The sequence below is a fragment of the Allorhodopirellula solitaria genome (genome assembly GCF_007859855.1).
GTDB classification, from domain to species: domain Bacteria; phylum Planctomycetota; class Planctomycetia; order Pirellulales; family Pirellulaceae; genus Rhodopirellula; species Rhodopirellula solitaria.
In genome coordinates this window covers 254,622-272,577 of the sequence record NZ_SJPK01000005.1, presented here as the reverse complement: position 1 = coordinate 272,577, position 17,956 = coordinate 254,622, and the positions used below count along the sequence as shown (strand labels likewise).

The 17,956-nt window shown below is 58.1% G+C and carries 15 protein-coding genes; 3 read left to right on the top strand and 12 right to left on the bottom strand.

The genetic code is table 11. From position 1 onward, the window contains the following. Positions 1-158 precede the first annotated feature (158 nt). From CA85_RS12330 to CA85_RS12315, 4 genes are all read right to left on the bottom strand, one after another. Positions 159-1,214, bottom strand: coding sequence for a ferrochelatase (locus tag CA85_RS12330; RefSeq protein WP_146391632.1), 1,056 nt, complete (start codon positions 1,212-1,214; stop codon positions 159-161). Beyond that, complete coding sequence (locus tag CA85_RS12325; protein ID WP_146391631.1) at positions 1,214-1,729, bottom strand: acetolactate synthase; 516 nt, start codon at positions 1,727-1,729, stop codon at positions 1,214-1,216. The genes CA85_RS12330 and CA85_RS12325 overlap by 1 nt, the downstream gene beginning before the upstream one ends. 124 nt (positions 1,730-1,853) lie before the next feature. Continuing rightward, the gene (locus CA85_RS12320; RefSeq protein WP_246112736.1) at positions 1,854-3,788 is read right to left on the bottom strand and encodes a sulfatase-like hydrolase/transferase; all 1,935 of its coding nucleotides are present in this window, start codon (positions 3,786-3,788) and stop codon (positions 1,854-1,856) included. A 206-nt stretch (positions 3,789-3,994) separates the two neighbouring features. Next, on the bottom strand, positions 3,995-5,413 hold the full coding sequence (locus CA85_RS12315) for a dipeptidase (RefSeq protein WP_146391630.1): 1,419 nt from the start codon (positions 5,411-5,413) through the stop codon (positions 3,995-3,997). 172 nt (positions 5,414-5,585) lie between these two features. On the opposite strand from CA85_RS12315, the gene CA85_RS12310 reads away from it, so the two are divergent. Genes CA85_RS12310 through CA85_RS12300 form a run of 3 tightly spaced genes read left to right on the top strand, consistent with a single transcriptional unit; the run spans position 5,586 to position 7,070 of the window. Beyond that, positions 5,586-5,948, top strand: coding sequence for an ATP-dependent Clp protease adaptor ClpS (locus CA85_RS12310; protein WP_186774902.1), 363 nt, complete (start codon positions 5,586-5,588; stop codon positions 5,946-5,948). A 2-nt stretch (positions 5,949-5,950) separates the two neighbouring features. Beyond that, a complete protein-coding gene (locus CA85_RS12305; RefSeq protein WP_146391629.1) occupies positions 5,951-6,256 on the top strand; it encodes a hypothetical protein in 306 nt (101 codons plus the stop codon). A 4-nt stretch (positions 6,257-6,260) separates the two neighbouring features. Continuing rightward, a complete protein-coding gene (locus CA85_RS12300) occupies positions 6,261-7,070 on the top strand; it encodes a TatD family hydrolase (RefSeq protein WP_146391628.1) in 810 nt (269 codons plus the stop codon). A 256-nt stretch (positions 7,071-7,326) separates the two neighbouring features. On the opposite strand, the gene CA85_RS12295 is transcribed toward CA85_RS12300, so the two are convergent. The 8 genes from CA85_RS12295 to rpsM all read right to left on the bottom strand — a co-directional run bounded on the left by CA85_RS12295 (position 7,327) and on the right by rpsM (position 17,950). Then, positions 7,327-10,800, bottom strand: a complete 3,474-nt coding sequence (locus CA85_RS12295; RefSeq protein ID WP_246112735.1) for an ATP-binding protein — start codon at positions 10,798-10,800, stop codon at positions 7,327-7,329. Between the two features lie 374 nt (positions 10,801-11,174). Further along, complete coding sequence (locus CA85_RS25680) at positions 11,175-11,357, bottom strand: YdeI/OmpD-associated family protein (RefSeq protein ID WP_246112761.1); 183 nt, start codon at positions 11,355-11,357, stop codon at positions 11,175-11,177. A 910-nt stretch (positions 11,358-12,267) separates the two neighbouring features. Further along, positions 12,268-13,164, bottom strand: a complete 897-nt coding sequence (locus CA85_RS12285; RefSeq protein ID WP_146391627.1) for an alpha/beta fold hydrolase — start codon at positions 13,162-13,164, stop codon at positions 12,268-12,270. 546 nt (positions 13,165-13,710) lie between these two features. Further along, a complete protein-coding gene (locus CA85_RS12280) occupies positions 13,711-14,115 on the bottom strand; it encodes a hypothetical protein (RefSeq protein ID WP_146391626.1) in 405 nt (134 codons plus the stop codon). Between the two features lie 1,133 nt (positions 14,116-15,248). After that, entirely contained in the window at positions 15,249-15,884 is a 636-nt protein-coding gene (locus CA85_RS12275; RefSeq protein ID WP_146391625.1) for a bL17 family ribosomal protein, read from the bottom strand. Positions 15,885-16,015: 131 nt separating this feature from the next. After that, positions 16,016-17,011 carry a DNA-directed RNA polymerase subunit alpha gene (locus tag CA85_RS12270; protein WP_146391624.1) on the bottom strand — a complete coding sequence of 332 codons (996 nt, stop codon included), beginning with the start codon at positions 17,009-17,011 and terminating at the stop codon, positions 16,016-16,018. A gap of 124 nt (positions 17,012-17,135) precedes the next feature. Beyond that, positions 17,136-17,519, bottom strand: a complete 384-nt coding sequence (rpsK, locus tag CA85_RS12265; protein ID WP_146391623.1) for a 30S ribosomal protein S11 — start codon at positions 17,517-17,519, stop codon at positions 17,136-17,138. Between the two features lie 59 nt (positions 17,520-17,578). Then, on the bottom strand, positions 17,579-17,950 hold the full coding sequence (gene rpsM, locus CA85_RS12260) for a 30S ribosomal protein S13 (RefSeq protein ID WP_146391771.1): 372 nt from the start codon (positions 17,948-17,950) through the stop codon (positions 17,579-17,581). Positions 17,951-17,956: the final 6 nt, after the last annotated feature.

Below are 17,956 nucleotides of genomic sequence, written 5' to 3'. Positions count from 1 at the left end.
AGTCTAGTGGGGAAGGAGGGGGCAAAACGGCGAATCGTTGCCACTGATCATACAAGCTTGATTCACCGTGCAAAGGCGAGGCCGCGTCAAACCGTAGGCTCGAGGCCGGGTCGCGGCCATCCGCCGCGATGCAGCATCGCCCCCAATAGGTGCCTGGTTCACCCTTGCCCCGAAGCGCCTTCAGGTCGACTCGCCGGGCGGCGCGGGGTGTACGTGCAGCAGTCGGCTGGACAGACGTCGTGCCAGGGGCCGAGATCGCCCAACGCAGGCCGCTCGTCGACGCGTTCGAGCCGCTCTTCGACCAGCGAGCGGATCATTTTGACAAACGCGGGTGAGGTCCCCGCTGAGGCGGCCCGGGCCATCGGGATCCCTCGCTCAGCACACAGCTCGGCGGCCTCCTCGTCGAGGTCAAACATCACCTCCATGTGATCACTGACGAAGCCGATGGGCAAAATCACCAGCGCCGGGATCTTTTGCTCGTCGTCGAGGCGGGCAATCTCGTCGAGCACGTCAGGTTCGAGCCAGGGCTGGGTCGGCGGTCCGCTGCGGCTCTGGTAGACCAAGTCCCAATCACTCGCCCCACAGGCTTCGGCGACTAAGCGGCTCGCTTCTCGCAATTGGATTTCATAATCACAATTTTCAGCCATGGATAGCGGGATGCTGTGAGCGGTCAACAACAACTTGACGTCGCTGGGCGGGCAATCGATCGACGCAGCGGCCGCCTTCACATGCTCCGCCATGGCCGCGATGAAACCGGGGTGGTTGAATCCCATACGGACTTTTTCAACTAGCGGAGCCTCGTCACCTACCTGTTGGCGAGCTGCCGCAATGTTCTCCCGGTATTGGCGGCAACCACTGTAGGAACTGAACATGCTGGTGAAGAACGCCAGAGTCCGCTGACATCCATCCGCCTTCATCTGCTCGAGCGTATCGGCAAAATAGGGGGCCCAGTTTCGATTGCCCCAGTAGACCGGCAGATCGATTCCAGTGGATTGAAACTCAGCCTTGATCGCCGTCAACAGCTCGCGATTCTGTTCGTTGATGGGGCTGACGCCGCCGAAATGCGCGTAGTGCTCGGCAACCTCCAGCATTCGCTCGCGCGGCACGTTCTTACCACGGAGCACATTTTCAAGAAACGGAATCACATCGTCGGGGCCCTCGGGACCGCCGAACGAGACGAGCAGAAAGGAATCGTATGGAGGCAAACTCGACATCAGAGGGGCCCACCGTCACCGGTGACGTCGTCGCCGTCCAAATCGGCTTCGGTGATGATGCGAAAGCCTTTCTCATTGAGCGTCTTCATCGCTTCATCAATCCCTTCAACCATGATCGCCACGGCCGGCTTGCCATGCGGCCGGACGATCAACGGGTAGGCCTGAACGATATTTAGCTCCGCTTGCAACAGCGCCGTGCAAACCCGCAGCAGCGGTTGTGGCCCCTCTGGCAATTCGACGCCGATCAAATCGGTTTCAACAATCGCCAGCCCCGATCGCTCGAGAATTTCTCGACCGCGATCGGCATCACTGATCAGAAACCGCACGAACGCACATTCGGCGGCGTCATTGATCGATAGGGCAACAATTCGAATCCCCGTCCCTTCAAAGCGACGGATGACTTCAAGCAGCTGGCCGAGCCGATTCTCCAGGAAAATCGTAAACTGCCGGATCGCGGGGAACGCACGGCCCCTTAGCGTCTCGTAAGGGGTGTTCACATCGGAACCAAAGCTCATGCGACCATTCTTTTACAGGTGGGCGGGGACGGAGATGGATGTCGCCCCGAAGCGGGACCAGTCCTCTTATCGGATCGAACCACCCGCAAGTGTAGCGAGAGCCACGAATACGGGCAAACTGGTCTCATTGGCCAAGCGTTTCTAGCAGACGTTGAACGTAATCGCCTCCACGTTTGGGCGCGTTGTCATGCTTGCCGTCAATGGAATCCAACGACTGGCCCGTGGCGTCCTGCACCACGTCGCGATGGACATCGACCACATTCAACGCGGCGATACCGACGTAGTATCCCTCGCTCGGCAGATCGGACAATCGCATCAGTTCTGTGGCGGCAGCGGCCTGCAACTGCTCGTTGTCCACCTGGATCAACCCGTCGGCGGCAGCCAAGCGGACACTCGGATTGGAATCCTCGAGCAGGTCTGCGAGCGTTTGAGTCGCACCAGTGGCTGCTTGCGAAGACAATGCGTCGCGGTGCGCCTCCAGTCCGAGCGCCAAGCCGCGGGTCCCCCAGAATCGCACGCCACTGTCCTCGCTGCTACATAGCTCCGTCATCTTCGCAATGACATCATCGTCACAAGCACGCCAGGCATCGCTGGCGTCCCACGCTGCTGAAAGCAGGCTATCGACATCGAACTGGTCCGACAGGGCATAGGTGCGAGGGGCGACATCCTTCGTGCGTCGATGCATTTCGGCTTCGGTCAACAGCCCCAGGTCGCGGGTCGATTGCATCCAATCCCGCGTTGCTTCCCGCAGTTCGGCGAGCTTCTCTTGGTGCTCCGGCGAGTCGGCGAGGTTGTTGACTTCATCGGGATCCGACTGCAGATCAAACAGGTCCTCGACCGCTTTGGTCTGCCAGGCCTGAGATTGCACTTCGTTCAGTTTCCCGGCATCAAACATCTCTTTCCAAATCCGGGTCGTCGGCGTTTGGAACATGTAACCAACATGCTTGAGATAGGGTCGGTCCGGATAGAAGTGCCGGAGATAGACGAACCGTCCATCAGTACAGCTGCGAACCATCTCGATCCGCTCGTCCATCCGTCCCCGGTAGCCAAAGAGGTATTTCTTGGATTCTCCATTGTTCTGGCCCATGAAGGGCACGCCCTGCATGTTGGCCGGTGGTGCTGCTCCGGCCAAGCTGATCGCGGTTGGCCCGAGGTCGACGAAGCTGACCAGGCGGTCGGTCATCTCGCCAGGCGCGTAGTCGGCGGGAGCGAGGTCGCGGTATGCTTCGGGGACGTGAACGACCAGGGGCACTTGCAGGCCCGAGTTGAACGGCCAGCGTTTGCTGCGTGGCATGCCGCTGCCGTGGTCGCCGTAGTAAAAGACGATCGTGGAATCGGCCAGTCCGTCTTCCTCCAGCTCAGCGAGGGCATGGCCGACCTTTGCATCCATCTCGCTCAGGCGGTCGTAGTACTGGGCCCAGTCGCGTCGGACCTCCGGTGTATCGGGATGATACGATGGCACGGGCGCTTCGGCGGGGTCATGCACCAGGGTATGTGGCTGATTGCGAATCTTGCTCTCGTGCGAGATCGTGTAGTTGAAAATGCTGAAGAAAGGTGTCGATGCATCGGGACGGTTTTTCCAGTGCGCTTTGCCTCCATTCTCATGCCATCCCACGTCGCCAAGGGGTAGGTCGAGGTTGTAATCAGTCTTGGAATTGTTGGTGCAGTAATATCCGGCTTCGCGTAGAACCTGCGGGTACAGCTTCATGCCCTTGGGCAACGCCACGCTGCTCCGCATGTTTTCGCCGCCGAGGCTCGTCGCATACATGCCTGAAATGATGGTGGTCCGTGCCGGCGCGCAGACGGGTGCGTTGGACCAACACATCCGGTATCGCAGCGACTCGGCAGCCAATTCATCGATGTGGGGCGTGTCGGCGTAGGAATCTCCATAGCACCCCAGTTCCGGACCGTTGTCCTCACTCGTTAGCCACAAGATATTCGGTGGCCGAAGTTCGCTCGCCTGTTCGTCGGCGTGGCCTGTCGCGTTCGTCATCAGGACCGCCAGGACGGCGAGTCCACTGGCAAAGGTAACGGTCAATCGAGTTATCGTCTGATTCATGGTCTCGGCCTCTGGGGGAAGGTGGTGGGAAGCAGCAGTCATCGAATTGCCCCGCTGGGACATCGGTTTTATTGCGGCAGATATTCTATCTACTGTTCGAACGAGCTGGTGACGACGCCCCAACGGGGCAGCCCTATGATAGCCCCAGGCAGCGTCTGGGGTTCCCTATCAGCTCGCAAAAGCTCCGGCGGGGCGGTGCTGTTTGCTCACGCTGCGGCGGGCTCGGTTTTCGAGATCGCTTGCCAGAGCGCTGCCGAGGCGTGGATGCCGCGGTGGAAATCGGCCAGCGAGAATTTTTCGTTGGGACTGTGGGCGGCGTCGTCGTTCTGCCCCCAACCGAGCAACAACACGTCGCACTGGAGCACTTCCTGGAATCTCGCAAGGATCGGGATAGAGCCGCCTTCGCGAATCATCACCGGTGCCACGCCAAAGGCGGATTCAACGGCTTCGGCGGCCGCGATCGTGTAGGGACTGGTCGCGTCGGCCAGCATGGCTGCCGCCCCATGGTCAGGCCTGAGCTCTATCCACACACCGGAGGGGAGGTGCCGGGCCAAATGCTCCTCGATGACTTGGGTGATGCGTTGGGGCTGTTGGCCGGGGACCAACCGGCAACTGAACTTGGCCGATGCCTTCGCGGGCAAGACCGTTTTCACGCCCTCGCCTTGGTGACCCGAGGTGAGCCCGTTGATGTCGAGCGACGGGCGTCCCCACCGACGTTCGTCGGTCGTGTAGCCCGGTTCACCCGCCAACGCCTCCGCGCCCACACTGCGGGCGAACTCCGCGTCGTCGCTGCCGAGTTGTTTCCAGGCCTCGCGCTCGATCTCGGGCATCGGCAGAACGTCGTCATAGAATCCATCGACAGCGATCTTGCCATCTTCGTCCATCATGCTCGAGAGCAGTTGGCAGAGAGCCATCGCTGGGTTCTTCACCGCGCCACCAAAGGAACCGCTGTGCAGATCGTGGCTGGGGCCTTTTACGAATAGCTCGTACGTTGCAATCCCACGCAGGCCGCACGTGATCGCCGGCCGATCGACGGCGTACTGACTGCTGTCGCTGACGACGACGACGTCACAGGCGAGTTTGTCGGCGAGTTCGGGCAAATCCTTCTCGAGATTTTCGCTACCCACTTCCTCCTCGCCCTCGATCAGCAACTTGATCTGGATCGGCAGTGACCGGCCGCTGGCAAACCACTCCGCCACGGCGAGCACGTGAGTGAGGACTTGACCCTTGTCATCGGTTGCCCCCCGTGCGTAGATTTTTCCGTCCCGGATTACTGGCTCGAACGGGGGGCTGTCCCAGAGATCCAGCGGCTCGGGAGGTTGCACATCATAGTGTCCATAAACGAGCGCCACCGTCGCTTTTTTTCCATCGATGGGCTCGGGCAGCGGGGTTTCGGCGTAAATCAAAGGGAATCCATCGGTGGCAATGGACTCAGTCCTCAGCCCTGCGGAGGCCAGCTTCTCCTTGACCCAATCCGCCGCAGCGTGAACATTCTCTGTTGCCGACGAGTCGCTGCTGATGCTGGCAATCCGCAACCACTCGATCAATTCTCGCTCGAAGCGATCGGAGTTTTCGGTCAAAAAAGCGAGAAATTCGGCGGGCAAGAGCGGAGTCGATGATGTCATGTTGAGGTTCTTAGGAGAGGTCAGCCAGAGCATGCGGGTTAGGAAGACTTTGGGGCGGCAAGCCGCTGGTCTTCTAGGAAAATCCGCATATCGGGCCTAACAAGTGGATTCGATTCGCCACTACAATAACGTTTTTGCGGTACAATCGTGATTGAAGGAGAACGAAGAAATCATGTCTGACGAAGAAAACATGTTTAACGAAGTCGTTACGGTTGCCGTTGCCGAACCGAAAACCAAAGAACGACCCAAAAACAAGCCGAAACGTCAACCACCGTATCACGTGATTCTGTGGGATGACACCGATCACACGTTTGACTATGTCATCCGAATGATGAATCAGCTGTTCCGGATGTCGCGCGAGAAAGGCTACCAGTTGGCCAAAGAGGTCGACGCGAGCGGTCGTGCGATTTGCATGACGACGACGCTCGAACTCGCCGAACTCAAACGAGACCAGATTCATGCGTTCGGACGTGACGACGCGTCGGCACATTGTAAAGGCAGCATGTCCGCGACGATCGAACCCGCCGAAGGTTGAAAATGACATCTCATACGGCCCAGACCGTTTTAGACGAATGCTACTTGGAAACACGTGCCAAGTTGCTCGAAATTGCTGCCGTGTTGGACCGCGTCGATCGAGCGGAGGGCACGCCGGCACCGCTGACGGGGGGCGCGGCTGCACGGCGCGACCAGATCTCTGCAGCGATCCAGATTCTCTTGCGCGACGCCCCCGACCGGGCCGAACTCATCCAACAGTTGTTCTCTCGCCAATACGACCCGCAGTGGCGATCGACCTTCGGGCTGCAGGTCGAACACGCCGCTTCATCCAACACACGAGAAAACTGACACAATGGATTTTATCGATCCGCACATTCACATGGTCAGCCGCACGACGGACGACTACGAGACGCTGGCTCGAATGGGATGCGTTGCGATCAGCGAGCCCGCCTTCTGGGCCGGCTTCGATCGTGGCAGCGCCGATGGGTTTCGCGACTACTTCGAACAGCTGACGGCGGTCGAACCTCGCCGGGCCGCCCAGTTCGGAATCGAGCATCACTGCTGGCTGTGCATCAACGCCAAAGAAGCGGAGAATGTCTCGCTCTCACGCGAGGTGATCTCGATGATCCCCGAGTTCCTCGATCGACCCGGTGTGCTGGGGATTGGCGAAATCGGGCTCAACAAGAACACGAAGAACGAAGCCACGATCTTTCTCGAGCACCTCGATTTGGCAGTCGAGCACGATCAATTGATCCTGATCCACACGCCGCACCTCGAGGACAAGTATCAAGGGACGCGGATGATCCTGGACATGCTCTGCGATGACTCGCGGATCAATCCCGATCGTGTGCTGGTCGATCACGTCGAAGAGCACACGATTGGCGAAGTGCTCGATCGAGGTTTTTGGGCGGGCATGACCCTCTATCCGGTTACCAAATGCACGCCCGATCGGGCTGCAGATATGATCGAGCGATTTGGCGGCGAGCGACTGTTGGCGAATTCCGCCGGTGATTGGGGAGTGAGCAAACCCACGGCGATCCCGGATTTGATTTTTCAGATGCGCCGCCGCGGCTACGACGAAGCCTTGATCCGCCGCGTCGTGTACGACAACCCCGCCGAATTCTTTGCCAAGAGCGGTAAGTTCGTCCAGCCGGTGCGGTAGGTTAGCTGACGCCACTGCGGGACCGATTGTTTGTGCGGACGAACCACCGACACGATCGGATTCCGAGCAACGCATGATCGATATGTGGCGAATCTTGCGAACGCTTTTGTGTGGTCGACAAGCCGACGAGATGTTGATCCTCCGCAAGTTTTGCTACGCCGAAGGCGTTTAAGAAAATAGCCGGTGGTTTGATCGAAAGCGAACACCACCGGAAAAGACTTAAAAACTGCAGGACCTCCAAGCCGACACTTCTGCGTCAAAGAACGGGCGGCGCTCCGTCTGGTAACAAGTGGCTTGTTTCATTCGATGGAGGCGTTTGGGCACGTGCAGCCCATTCTTTCGCAACTTCCTGAACGCGGCGCAACTCGGTGAGTTCGCCCCCTGCCGCGTCAGGTAGCGACGTATCGGCGGTGGTGGCGTGAGTCTGGGAATCCTGGTGCAGGCGATCAAACCAATCAGGGTCGTTGCTGTTCCGTTCCAGCTCCGATGCGAGACGATTGTGAGCGGGTGGGGCCACATATCGTAGGCACGATTTCAGCGTATGGGCCGCCGTTATGAAGGTCCGGGCATTTCCCTGGGCTGCGGCCTGATTGAGGCGGTGGATGAGATCGGGGATCTCCATGCAAATACCTTCGCAGACCGATAGCATGGTCGACGTGTCGTTACCACAGTGCCCCGCCAGTCGCCCCCACCATGCGTCAGCGTCTTCATCCTCGAGTTCGGCATCAGTAACAGGCGGCGGTTCGTCGCTGGGCTGCGACTCGTTAGGGGGTTGCTCCGAGAGACTGACCTGCCCCTCAACGGCGCTCTCGATTTCCGCCAATAGTGGTTCCATGTGAACGGGCTTGGTGATGTATCCCACCATCCCCGCATTGCGGCACATCTCACGGTGCTGGTCAGTGACGTGGGCGGTCAGTGCGATCACCGGTGGCAGAGAGCGGCCCGATTGCTCGGCAAGTGCTGCGAGTTTTGCCACCACCTCCGTGCCATCCATCCCCGGCATCTGCAGATCCATCAAGATGCAGTCATACGTTGCCCGCTTGAACTGCGCCAAAGCGGCCGCCCCGCCCTCGGCGGTGCTCACGCGATGGCCGTTGGAGACCAGTTGATCATGAATCACCAACCGATTGGTCGGGCTATCGTCGACGACGAGCAGGTGATAGTGGCCGGCCGCACGCATGGAACTGTCGCTCGGTTCGCTAGAGCCGAGCAGGGGTTCGGTGTCGCCCGCGGGCAGCCCCGCGACCGAGTTTCCTCGGCCCGATTGGCGCAGTGACTCCCCGCGAAGCCATCGCCGCAACTCATCGGGATGAACGGGTTCAATGATGACCGTGTCCTTCGTCTTTGCTCGCCGCGGTGCCGACTCTCCCGTATGGGTGAGCCATAGAACGCGGTCGGCAGCCTTGCGCGCCCGGGCTCTCCATGCGGCGTCCGCGGTCTGATGGACAAGGATCCAATAGATCGGCTGGACAGAACTCGCCGCAGCGCCATCCTGGTCGTTGTTGAGAGTGTTCTGGTGTGCCGCGATCTGGTCCGGTCGGCAGATCGTCCAGCCGTCGTAGGCCAGTGTCTCTCTGAGAGCGGATTCGACCGGCTCGCTGTCGACCGATACGACGACGATCCCCCTGCCCGCCGGGACGGGTTGGATCTCCAATGCCTTCTTTTGACTGGCGGGTGTTTCGGCAAGCTGCAACTTCAAACGCACGCGAAAACAACTTCCTGAACCGACTTCGCTATCGAGTTCGATCCCGCCGCCCATTCGCTCGGCCAGCCCACGGGCGATCGCTAGCCCCAACCCGGTGCCCCCGTAGCGTTTGTTCGTGCCCCGATCGGCCTGTTCGAACGCGTCGAAAATCCTTGCTTGATTGTCCGCTTCAATTCCGATCCCAGTGTCCACGATCGTGATCTCGAATGTGCGAATGCTCCCCGGTTCGATCGCCTCCGCGGCGTCCTCATCGGCCAACTGCAGACGCAGGCTCACCAAGCCCTTGGGGGTGAATTTGATCGCGTTTCCGACGAGATTGACAATTACTTGGCGGATTCGCTTGGCATCAGCGATCACGTGCCGTGGCAGCCCTGGTTGGATCGAGAGGCACAGCCGAACCGGCTTGTCGGCAACTCGAATTGCGAGGCAGCCGAATGCGTCACCGACCGTTTCGTGCAGATCGACCAAGTGTGGGTCGATCGCCACCCGCCCTGCTTCGATGGCAGAGAAATCGAGGATGTCTTCGATCGCGTCGTGGAGTAGTTCGGTGTTCTGTGAGATCAGGTTGACATACCGGCGGGAGAGGGCCGAAAGCGATTGGGCCGACAGCAATTCCGTCAGCCCGCGGATCCCGCCCAGGGGCGTGCGGAGTTCGTGCGAAATGCCCGCCATGAACTGGGTCTTGGTCCGGTTGGCTTGCTCGGCAGCGGCCTTGGCCTCTCGCATTGTGTCAAAGGCCTGCTGCTGCAGTGTCACGTCGCGAATGATGACGGCGCGCCCATCCCGCTCGCCCAGCGGAATGGGGTGAACGGAAACCTCGCTGTCGAACGCAACGCCATCGCCCCGCCGCAACCGAAGCTGGTGTCGCTCGGTGAACGATAGGGTTCGCCAAGTAGTGGCTTCCTGACGAAACGCTTCGTTTGCAGAGCGGGGTTGCTCATTCGTGCCCACTGGCATGATCAGGTCTTCGAGCGGACGGCCGACCAATCGTCCACCACCTGCCTGCAGCAGATTCATCGCTGCGGGGTTGGCTTCCATGGTCACGCCACGGTCATCAACCAACAGCACGGCGTCGGCGGCGGCTTCGAACAACGCTCGCTTCCGCGCCTCGCTGTCCTGCAACGCAATCGCGCCGCGGTGCTTCTCCGTCACATCCCAGAAGATGGCTTGGATACCACTGCACTTACCGTGCTCGTCATACTCGGGCGCTTTGAAAACCTGGACAAATCCCGAGCGTCCGTCGATGCCAGGATGCTCCGCAACACGGTCTACATGCACCCCCGTTGCCATCACACTGAGATCATCGGCGCGATAGCGGGCGGCCAGATCGGGAGAGTACAAATCGGCGTCGGTGCTGCCAATCACATCGACTGGTTTCCGTCCCAACTCGGCACAGAACGGGCCATTGGCATAGGTGAAGACGCCCTCGGCGTTCTTGCGAGCCACCTGCAGATGCATCCGGTCCATGATCGACTGATAGGTGGTCTCGCTTTGGTCGAGACGATGCTGAGTCGCTTGCCGCCGCGCCACTTCCTCGCGCAGGGCGTGGTTCACCCGGGCAACTTCCTGAGATCGCCGCCGCATCGCCTGCTGCAACCACTGCTGATGCTTCAGCCGCATCCTCAATCGTCCCCTCAGGAAGATATGGAAATACCCAGCAGCCATCAGCGCCAGAAAGGTCCAAAATCGAATGGGGTCAAAATACAGTGATTGGGGCGCTTGCTCCTCCACTGTCAGATGCCCGCTGAGCCAGGTCGCCTCCGGCATCAACCGCACGAGCACGGGGCCGTAGATCGCATGCCAGAGCCCAGCGATGGCAACCGCGGCGGCTTGGATGGCAGTGATCCGAGTGATCACCCGCCGATGCAAGAAACGCCAGGCAAGTGGCAGCATGACGAGATGCAGGACGCACAGCCCCCAGTGCGGAGGGGCGGCGATGTCGGCAAACATCAACACGATAATCGCAAGCGTCCACAACGAGGAACGCCACGGATGACCGATATTCGATTTAGGAAAACTCGTCATAAGCTCACTTGTCGCGATTTCGAACCTTGATTCTCGTTGCGATCGCTGCATCTGCTCGCCACGCAAAACACTGCATCTTCCTCGCTGACGCGTTGGGATACCAACCCAGTCATGCCCCGAACCGGGACCACGGTAAGCGTCATTCCGCTAACGCCTGCCGACCAATATACATGACAAGTGACGCACTTCCGAAAGGAGGGGCGCCGACGATGTATCAGTTGATGGTCTTCGCCACCAATCTCACAAACGGATACGAATCAGGAAATGGATTTCATTCGTGTTGCTTCGAGCGATCCGTGGCTGACTTCTTCGGTGATAGATCGCATGCTCATGCGGTAGCCACGCCTTGTTATGCTCATTTGGTTTCAGTGTGGCTATTCTTCCCGCTCGAGCATATCGACGAACTGTTGGAATCTCCGTAACCTGGTTTCTGGCTTCTTCGCGGACGCCAGTCGGTAAGCTATTGCATTTCGATTTGCTTTGTTCAGCGAGCTGAAAAACTCTTTTGCCTTAGGTCTGTTCTCCAGTGCTTCTAGAAAATCCGCAGGCACCTTCATCTCACTCGGTGGGGCATAAGCGTTCTCCCACCGACCATCTTCCTTCGCTGCGCGAACATGCGAAAGACCCGGTTCCTCCATCCGGCCTTCTCTAAACAATCGTTCAACGTGTTCCGTATTCCGCCTCGACCAATTGCTCTTCGACCTCCTTGGGGTGATCCGTTGGAGATATGCGTCGTCATCGAGCGACTTCTTGAGGGTCCTTCCGGGTTTGTCGTGGGTAACTCCAGCGTGGTGGATTTTCCAGGCATCTGCTCCTGCGTCCAGTAGTTTTGTATTTCAGGGACCACTCCGATCCATTTTTAGATGCTCGCCACTCGATTCTGAGAAGAACCAATGCCGAAGGCGACCGCCGCTACGCTGGAGCGGAGTTACTCCGGTGCATCGCAATTGTTTGTATTCCACTTTGGATTGGGAGTTGTATTCGAGCGTTGGACGGTGCGGGTGGTTGTGCACTGGAATGAGTTGAGTCTGCGGGCGAGCAATGGAAGCCGATTGGAAACTCCAACCCCAGCTATTCCGCCGACTACACCGGATGCTAGCATGGCGAGCAAGCCGACCCAGTGGAATACGCGAGGAATAAACCAGATGGTCAATTGCAAGCAAACTAAAGCCGCGAAGAGCGAAAACACTGCAAACAACGCGGTTCCGTAGACGATGCGTTCGCGTCGATTCAAACGCAACTGGACATCCTCTTCGGACTGAGATTTGAACGGCATTTAGTCAGCAACTATAGCGAGAGCAAGCCTGCGAAGATGATCGATAAGCCAGCGAACGACACGGGACTGGCGGGTCAGGGCCTATTCGCACCAGCAGGCCGATGGAGCGAGCTTGCTCCCAATCGCCGAGCCGCCCGAGTAGCGGTCCCGCATGCTAGGTGGTGTGGGAGGGGGCCCGGGTAACCGGGACGCTATTCCGATTCGCATGGTTCGCCGTCCTTGGTATTGCCAAAGAAAGCCGCGAGTCTGTTCGCGAGCCAAGTGCGAAAATCAGATGTTGCCGGAGGGCAATGTTTGCAATCCTGAATTACGTGACCCTGGGCGCGTGGCGCGATTGCACAAATACGTCGTACAACCTCCACGCCGGGGAATGAGATGTCCTCTGAGCCACCGAGAGCCAAAACCGGCATTGTCAGATCTTGCAGATCCTGATCGGATGCGACTGGCGGAATTCGATAGTCGAATGGCATGTCAAGCACTGCGTCGCCCGTGTAGCCAGTCCATTCTTCATCCCAAGACGTAAAAATGGGAACGAGCAAACGCCGCAAGTTATTGTCTGTTCGCCACAGTTGATAGCGAAGCATCGGCAGGGCCATTTTGGTCAGACCTTTAAGGTGGGACCCATTGGCAATGCCAGCGGGCACAAGGAGAGCGAGCTTTTCAACTCTGTCGGGTAGATTTGTCGCGAACTGACGTGCAACAAAGCCGCCCCAACTAACTCCAAACAATTTTGTCGATCCGAGATCAAGCTCGTTCAGTATGTCTGCAAGCCAGTCAACGTGAGAGCTATCGCTTAGTGGTAGCCGCGTTTGCAGCCCACGAACTGATTGTCCAGGCAAGTCAGGAGCGATGACGCGGTATCGATCGAGAATGGGGTTCAATTCAGAAACCAAGAAGGAGGAACCAGTCCGCATCGCGTGAAGACAGACGAGGGGAATGCCATCCGGTGGACCCGCAACCAGAACATGATTTGGCCCAAAACGGGTCGGCACCTCGAAGCTCTCAGTAGGAGAATCGATGCGATCACGAAATCTACTAAACCAACGTTCCAGTCTCTGTCGCGCTTCTTCGTTTCGCCAGGTAATCATGCCGGATGCAATTCCATTTGGGCGAACGGCGACAATCACCCGGCGGCGACGGGAGATTCTCCACTTCGAAACACCAGACTTCGCCGCTCGGTGTGAATTGATTGATTCTGCGACGCGGGTTGGGGTGCGAACCTAGAATTTGCCAACCCGACCGAGCCAGCATCCGATTGTACCTGACCAGAGCAGGGCCGAGCAACTATCGCCGCGCATCGACAGGCAGGGACGGGCCTTGGCTATCGACCGAACAACGACCGCGGCTTCGGGCATTGGCATCGAAAGCGCATCGACAGAATCGCCGGGCATTGGGGTCGAGTATTAGCGACTTACCTGGGTCGAAGAAAAGGTAGCCGGTACCGTTGCAGCTATTCGGTACCGGACACCTTTTCTTCTCCCACCTTTTCTTCTCCCGGTACCGTTGCAGCTATTCGGTACCGGACACCTTTTCTTCTCCGGACACCTTTTCTTCTCCCGGACACCTTTTCTTCGTCCCGCCACTCCGCATTCATCGAATGGTTATCCGCAATTGTGAATTTACCGTGCAATTAGCTAGATCTCTCCCAGAGCGCCGAGCGAGGGCAATGGCAGTCCAATTCCAAGTTCATGATCGACGAATTCATCATTCGAACCGCGAATCCACATGTGCCTGGAGATTTCCAAGTGAAGTCGGCTCTGGTCGTCGGAGTAAACCTGATACCAATATAGCTTCCCTTTGGGAAAGCTGTCTGATTGCCGATGCCGCCATCCGATGTGCAAGTGTCCATAGAACTTGACGCCGGGATGTTCGAAGCAGAGCCGGAAATGATCCGGCAAATCAGTGACTTTGGCAGCCTCATCAGCAGCAAGCAATTGTGAAGTGAGATGACTGTGCTCGATTTCCCTGCCGGCGAGAGAATCGACGACTTGCTTTCTCGCAGTCGTCGCTGGCAGTTCTTTTGGGATTGGTCGCATCATCGGATCCCAGCCTAAATACAGATCATGTATTGAATCGCCGCCAAAGTTTCGAACGGACAGCGCATCTGTTGCAAGTTTAGGAAAGTGCGATTTGTCGATTAGTAGATCGCTCTCTGCTTCCACGATATAAGGGTCGCCCAATCGACTCTTTTCGGATTTTTCTAGTGAAGATTCTGCAAGCGAGACGGCTCTTTCGATTTTCGCGTCAATTTCATGAGATGAGTTACTGTCTGAGGCAATTGTGTACACACTGAGAGCAAGCGCTAGCCAGGCGGGGCCATGAACTAGCGTTCTGCGAGCGAGGTTTCTTGAAGGTTGGGGGGCTGACTGGGTGTTCATTTACGCTCCGGCGTTGTGGTTGTTTAACAGTAACAGGCCGGATTGCCACAGAAATGAGGCGCGAAAAGGCGAGATTTCAGTCGGCGAACTACTACGCTGTCCCCGGGTGAGTGGGGGGGGGGGGTAATACCCGAATCGTATTGATGCGCCCCTACTGAGTCAAGAATTTTGACTGATATCCCTCGATGGCATGGAACGGTGGTTTGGGGATTTGGGCAATGGTTTTTGTCCGTGAGGAGTTTGCTGGGCATGGTCTAGCTGCAACTTGAACGTGAGCTGCTAGGCGATCGATGGGGGGAGAATGATCAGGTTTGGCTTCCCCGCTGGCTGAGATGGTATGCGATGACCGTGAAGTGCAGCTGGGTGACGCGTATTTCTAGCCACGCCAGCAGACATGGAAGTGGGCTCTGCGGTGGCGCTGGCCTCTCGAGGGAGGATCGCGGTCGGGGTGTGCCAAGTGTGCTTCGCGTTGATGCATCGGAACTAGCCCGAAGGGCGACACATCAGACGTTGTGTCGCCCTTCGGGCTAGCAGTTCATTCGGCGCGGCTTGACGTTGGCTAACGCCAACGGCAGGGGGTGTGTCGGCCTGCGGCCTGGAAACGCGGAGCAGTTGCGACCGCGACAAAATTGGTGTCGATACCACCTTTTTTTATCAGCCCAGCATAGTGCCGATGTCGGAGGATCTCATCCGAGCCTGAGCCCGTGCGAAGTGTCTATGCATAAAAAACGCCCTGACGAATCAGGGCGTTTTTTGAATTTCGAATTGTGCGGGATCGCAGGCCGGTTGGAAACCTAGTTGGCTGCCGTTTCTTCCGCTGGCTCTTCGCTGGCTGCGTTCTCTGCAGGTGCTTCGTCTTCGGGAGCAGTATCGAAGGCAGGTTTAGAAGCTGTGCGTTTGACCTTGTCGTTGGATCCGCCGACCAATTCGAGGATGGCGCGGGTACCGCCGTCGCCGAGGCGGGGCGTTGCCAGTCGCATGATGCGGGTGTATCCACCGGGGCGATCGACGTAGCGTCCGGCAATGGTGTCGAACAAGATCGCAACGGCTTCGCGGTCACCGATCAATTGCAATGCACGTCGCTGGGCGTTGACATAAGGGGCACGAGCATCGGCCCACTGCTGCCACTGGTCGCTCGCTCGCCATTTCTTGTATTCGTCGCTGCCACGTTCGGCAGTGGTCGCGAACTGTTCCGCGTTTTCCTTGGCCACAAGGGCTTTCTTGGCCAAGGTGATGCATTTCTCGACGTTCGGGCGAATCTCTTTTGCCTTTTGCAGGGTCGTGATGACGCGGCCCTTTACCTTAGGGGCATTGTCATCGAGGCTGGCGTCACGCTCAGTCAAAAACAAGGCGGCGGTGAGATTCTTGAACATCGCTTTACGGTGCGATGGGGAGCGACCGAGAACACGGCCTTTGCGACGGTGACGCATAACGGATGTCTACTGAGCTAAATGTGTGAACTGGATCTGGGATGGGAATCGGCTCGCCCGTGCGAGCGTATCCAGGTGTTGAATTTGGTCTGGGTGATTCGGCGGGTATCGATCTACCTGCCGTTTCTTTGCTAAAACAGCGGCTGGTTCGGCACTCGCATGCCCAGGTGCAGCCCGTACTGAGATAGTTTTTCGCGGACTTCGTTGAGCGTGGTGTCGCCGAAGTTGCGAACTTCCAAGAGTGCGTCTTCGTTGCGTTGAACGAGATCACGCACGGTCATGATGTTTTCGCTCTCGAGGCAATTGTTGGCTCGCACCGACAGTCGCAGGTCAGCCAGCGTCATGTTCAGCTTGGCTTCGAGTTGGGCCTCGGGTGAACCGGCACCGCCGCGTGCGGCCGAGAAGATGCTCGGGCCGAGTTCACGGTACTGGACAAACGGGTTGAGGTGTTTGCGGAAGATTTTGGCCGCTTCGGTCAACGCCATTTCGGGGTTGATCGTGCCGTCGGTCCAAATCTCAAGGTTGAGGCGATCATAGTTGGTTTTCTGGCCCACCCGGGTCGCTTCGACTTCATAACGCACCCGCGTGATGGGGCTGAAGACCGCATCGATCGGGATAATGCCGATCTCGTGGTCCACGCTGCTGTGTTCGGTGCTCGGCACGTATCCGCGACCGCTCTCGACCACCATTTCCATCATGAAAGGCTTGTCATCGGTCAGCGTGGCGATGACGTGATCTTTGTTGATCACTTCGACGTCCGCATCGGTTTCGATATCGCCGCCGGTGATCACGCCCGCCGAGTTGCTCTCGACCGTGATCACGCGGGTGGCGTCGCTGTTATTGCGAACGACCAACGCCTTCACGTTCAGGACGATATCGGTGACATCTTCGAGCACGCCGGGGATCGAGGTGAACTCGTGCTGGGCGCCACGAATTTTGATCTGGGTCACTGCGCTACCGACGAGGCTACTCAGCAGCACGCGACGCATGCTATTGCCAATGCTCGCACCGAAGCCGCGTTCGAACGGTTCGGCAGAGAACTTGCCATAGGTCTGAGTCAGCGTATTGCGATCGACTTCGAGCGTACTGGGCAATTCCATGCCACGCCAACGGATATGCATCGACATCTTGGAGGAGCTTTCGGCGTATTGAGGTTGCGATTTTGGAGGTCTGGTCACGCACAGAGGCGGGACCAGAACGGTGGGGCGAGGTGAGAGTGCAGCGTGGGGTGGCGGTAGCGCCACAACCGAGCTAGACGCGACGTTTCTTTCGCGGACGACACCCGTTGTGTGGAATCGGAGTCACTTCTTCGATCAATTTGACGTTCAGCCCAGCAGCTTGCAGAGATGTGATCGCGCTTTCGCGTCCCGAACCAGGACCTTTGACGCGGACTTCGACGTCCCGCATCCCGAACTTCGTTGCTTTTTCAGCGGCCTGTTGGGCGGCACACTGGCCAGCAAAGGGGGTGCTCTTACGGCTTCCCTTGAAGCCACTCGTGCCCGCACTCGCCCAGCAAAGCGTGTCGCCTTTGGTATCGGTAATGGTTACCGTGGTGTTATTGAACGTCGCATGGATGTGGGCAACGCCATTGCTGACATTGCGGCGAACGCGTTTCTTCTTGTTGGTCTTAGCCACCGGTGGGTCTCAAACAAGCATACGTGAAAATGAAATGGGAGAGAGATTTGCGAGCAAAACTAGCGCAAATCCTTGACGCCCTTCTTACCAGCAACCGTCTTACGAGGGCCTTTGCGGGTACGGGCATTGGTCTTGGTGCGTTGGCCGCGAACAGGCAGGCCGACGCGATGCCGGATGCCGCGAAAAGATTTCACTTCGCGCAAACGGCTGATGTTTTGGGTGACTTGGCGACGAAGCGGCCCCTCGACGATGTAATCTCGTTCGAGCAGCGCGGCGATCTGGCCGACTTCTTCGTCGCTGATTTCACTCGCCGGAGTGACTGGATCGATACCAACCTTCTCACACACCTCACGAGCGCGGAACAAGCCGAGCCCATAGAGGTACGTCAGGGAATACTGGATCTGTTTGTCGTTGGGGAGGTCAACGCCCATCAAGCG

Bases quoted from the DNA above. Each gene is read 5' to 3' on its own strand.
- CA85_RS12325 (WP_146391631.1), bottom strand. From the start codon at position 1,729: ATGAGCTTTGGTTCCGATGTGAACACCCCTTACGAGACGCTAAGGGGC.
- CA85_RS12270 (WP_146391624.1), bottom strand. From the start codon at position 17,011: ATGTCGATGCATATCCGTTGGCGTGGCATGGAATTGCCCAGTACGCTC.
- CA85_RS12275 (WP_146391625.1), bottom strand. From the start codon at position 15,884: ATGCGTCACCGTCGCAAAGGCCGTGTTCTCGGTCGCTCCCCATCGCAC.
- CA85_RS25680 (WP_246112761.1), bottom strand. From the start codon at position 11,357: ATGAAGGTGCCTGCGGATTTTCTAGAAGCACTGGAGAACAGACCTAAG.
- CA85_RS12310 (WP_186774902.1), top strand. From the start codon at position 5,586: ATGTCTGACGAAGAAAACATGTTTAACGAAGTCGTTACGGTTGCCGTT.
- CA85_RS12300 (WP_146391628.1), top strand. From the start codon at position 6,261: ATGGATTTTATCGATCCGCACATTCACATGGTCAGCCGCACGACGGAC.
- CA85_RS12295 (WP_246112735.1), bottom strand. From the start codon at position 10,800: ATGACGAGTTTTCCTAAATCGAATATCGGTCATCCGTGGCGTTCCTCG.
- CA85_RS12315 (WP_146391630.1), bottom strand. From the start codon at position 5,413: ATGACATCATCGACTCCGCTCTTGCCCGCCGAATTTCTCGCTTTTTTG.
- CA85_RS12320 (WP_246112736.1), bottom strand. From the start codon at position 3,788: ATGAATCAGACGATAACTCGATTGACCGTTACCTTTGCCAGTGGACTC.
- rpsM (WP_146391771.1), bottom strand. From the start codon at position 17,950: ATGGGCGTTGACCTCCCCAACGACAAACAGATCCAGTATTCCCTGACG.
- CA85_RS12280 (WP_146391626.1), bottom strand. From the start codon at position 14,115: ATGATGCGACCAATCCCAAAAGAACTGCCAGCGACGACTGCGAGAAAG.
- CA85_RS12305 (WP_146391629.1), top strand. From the start codon at position 5,951: ATGACATCTCATACGGCCCAGACCGTTTTAGACGAATGCTACTTGGAA.
- CA85_RS12285 (WP_146391627.1), bottom strand. From the start codon at position 13,164: ATGATTACCTGGCGAAACGAAGAAGCGCGACAGAGACTGGAACGTTGG.
- CA85_RS12330 (WP_146391632.1), bottom strand. From the start codon at position 1,214: ATGTCGAGTTTGCCTCCATACGATTCCTTTCTGCTCGTCTCGTTCGGC.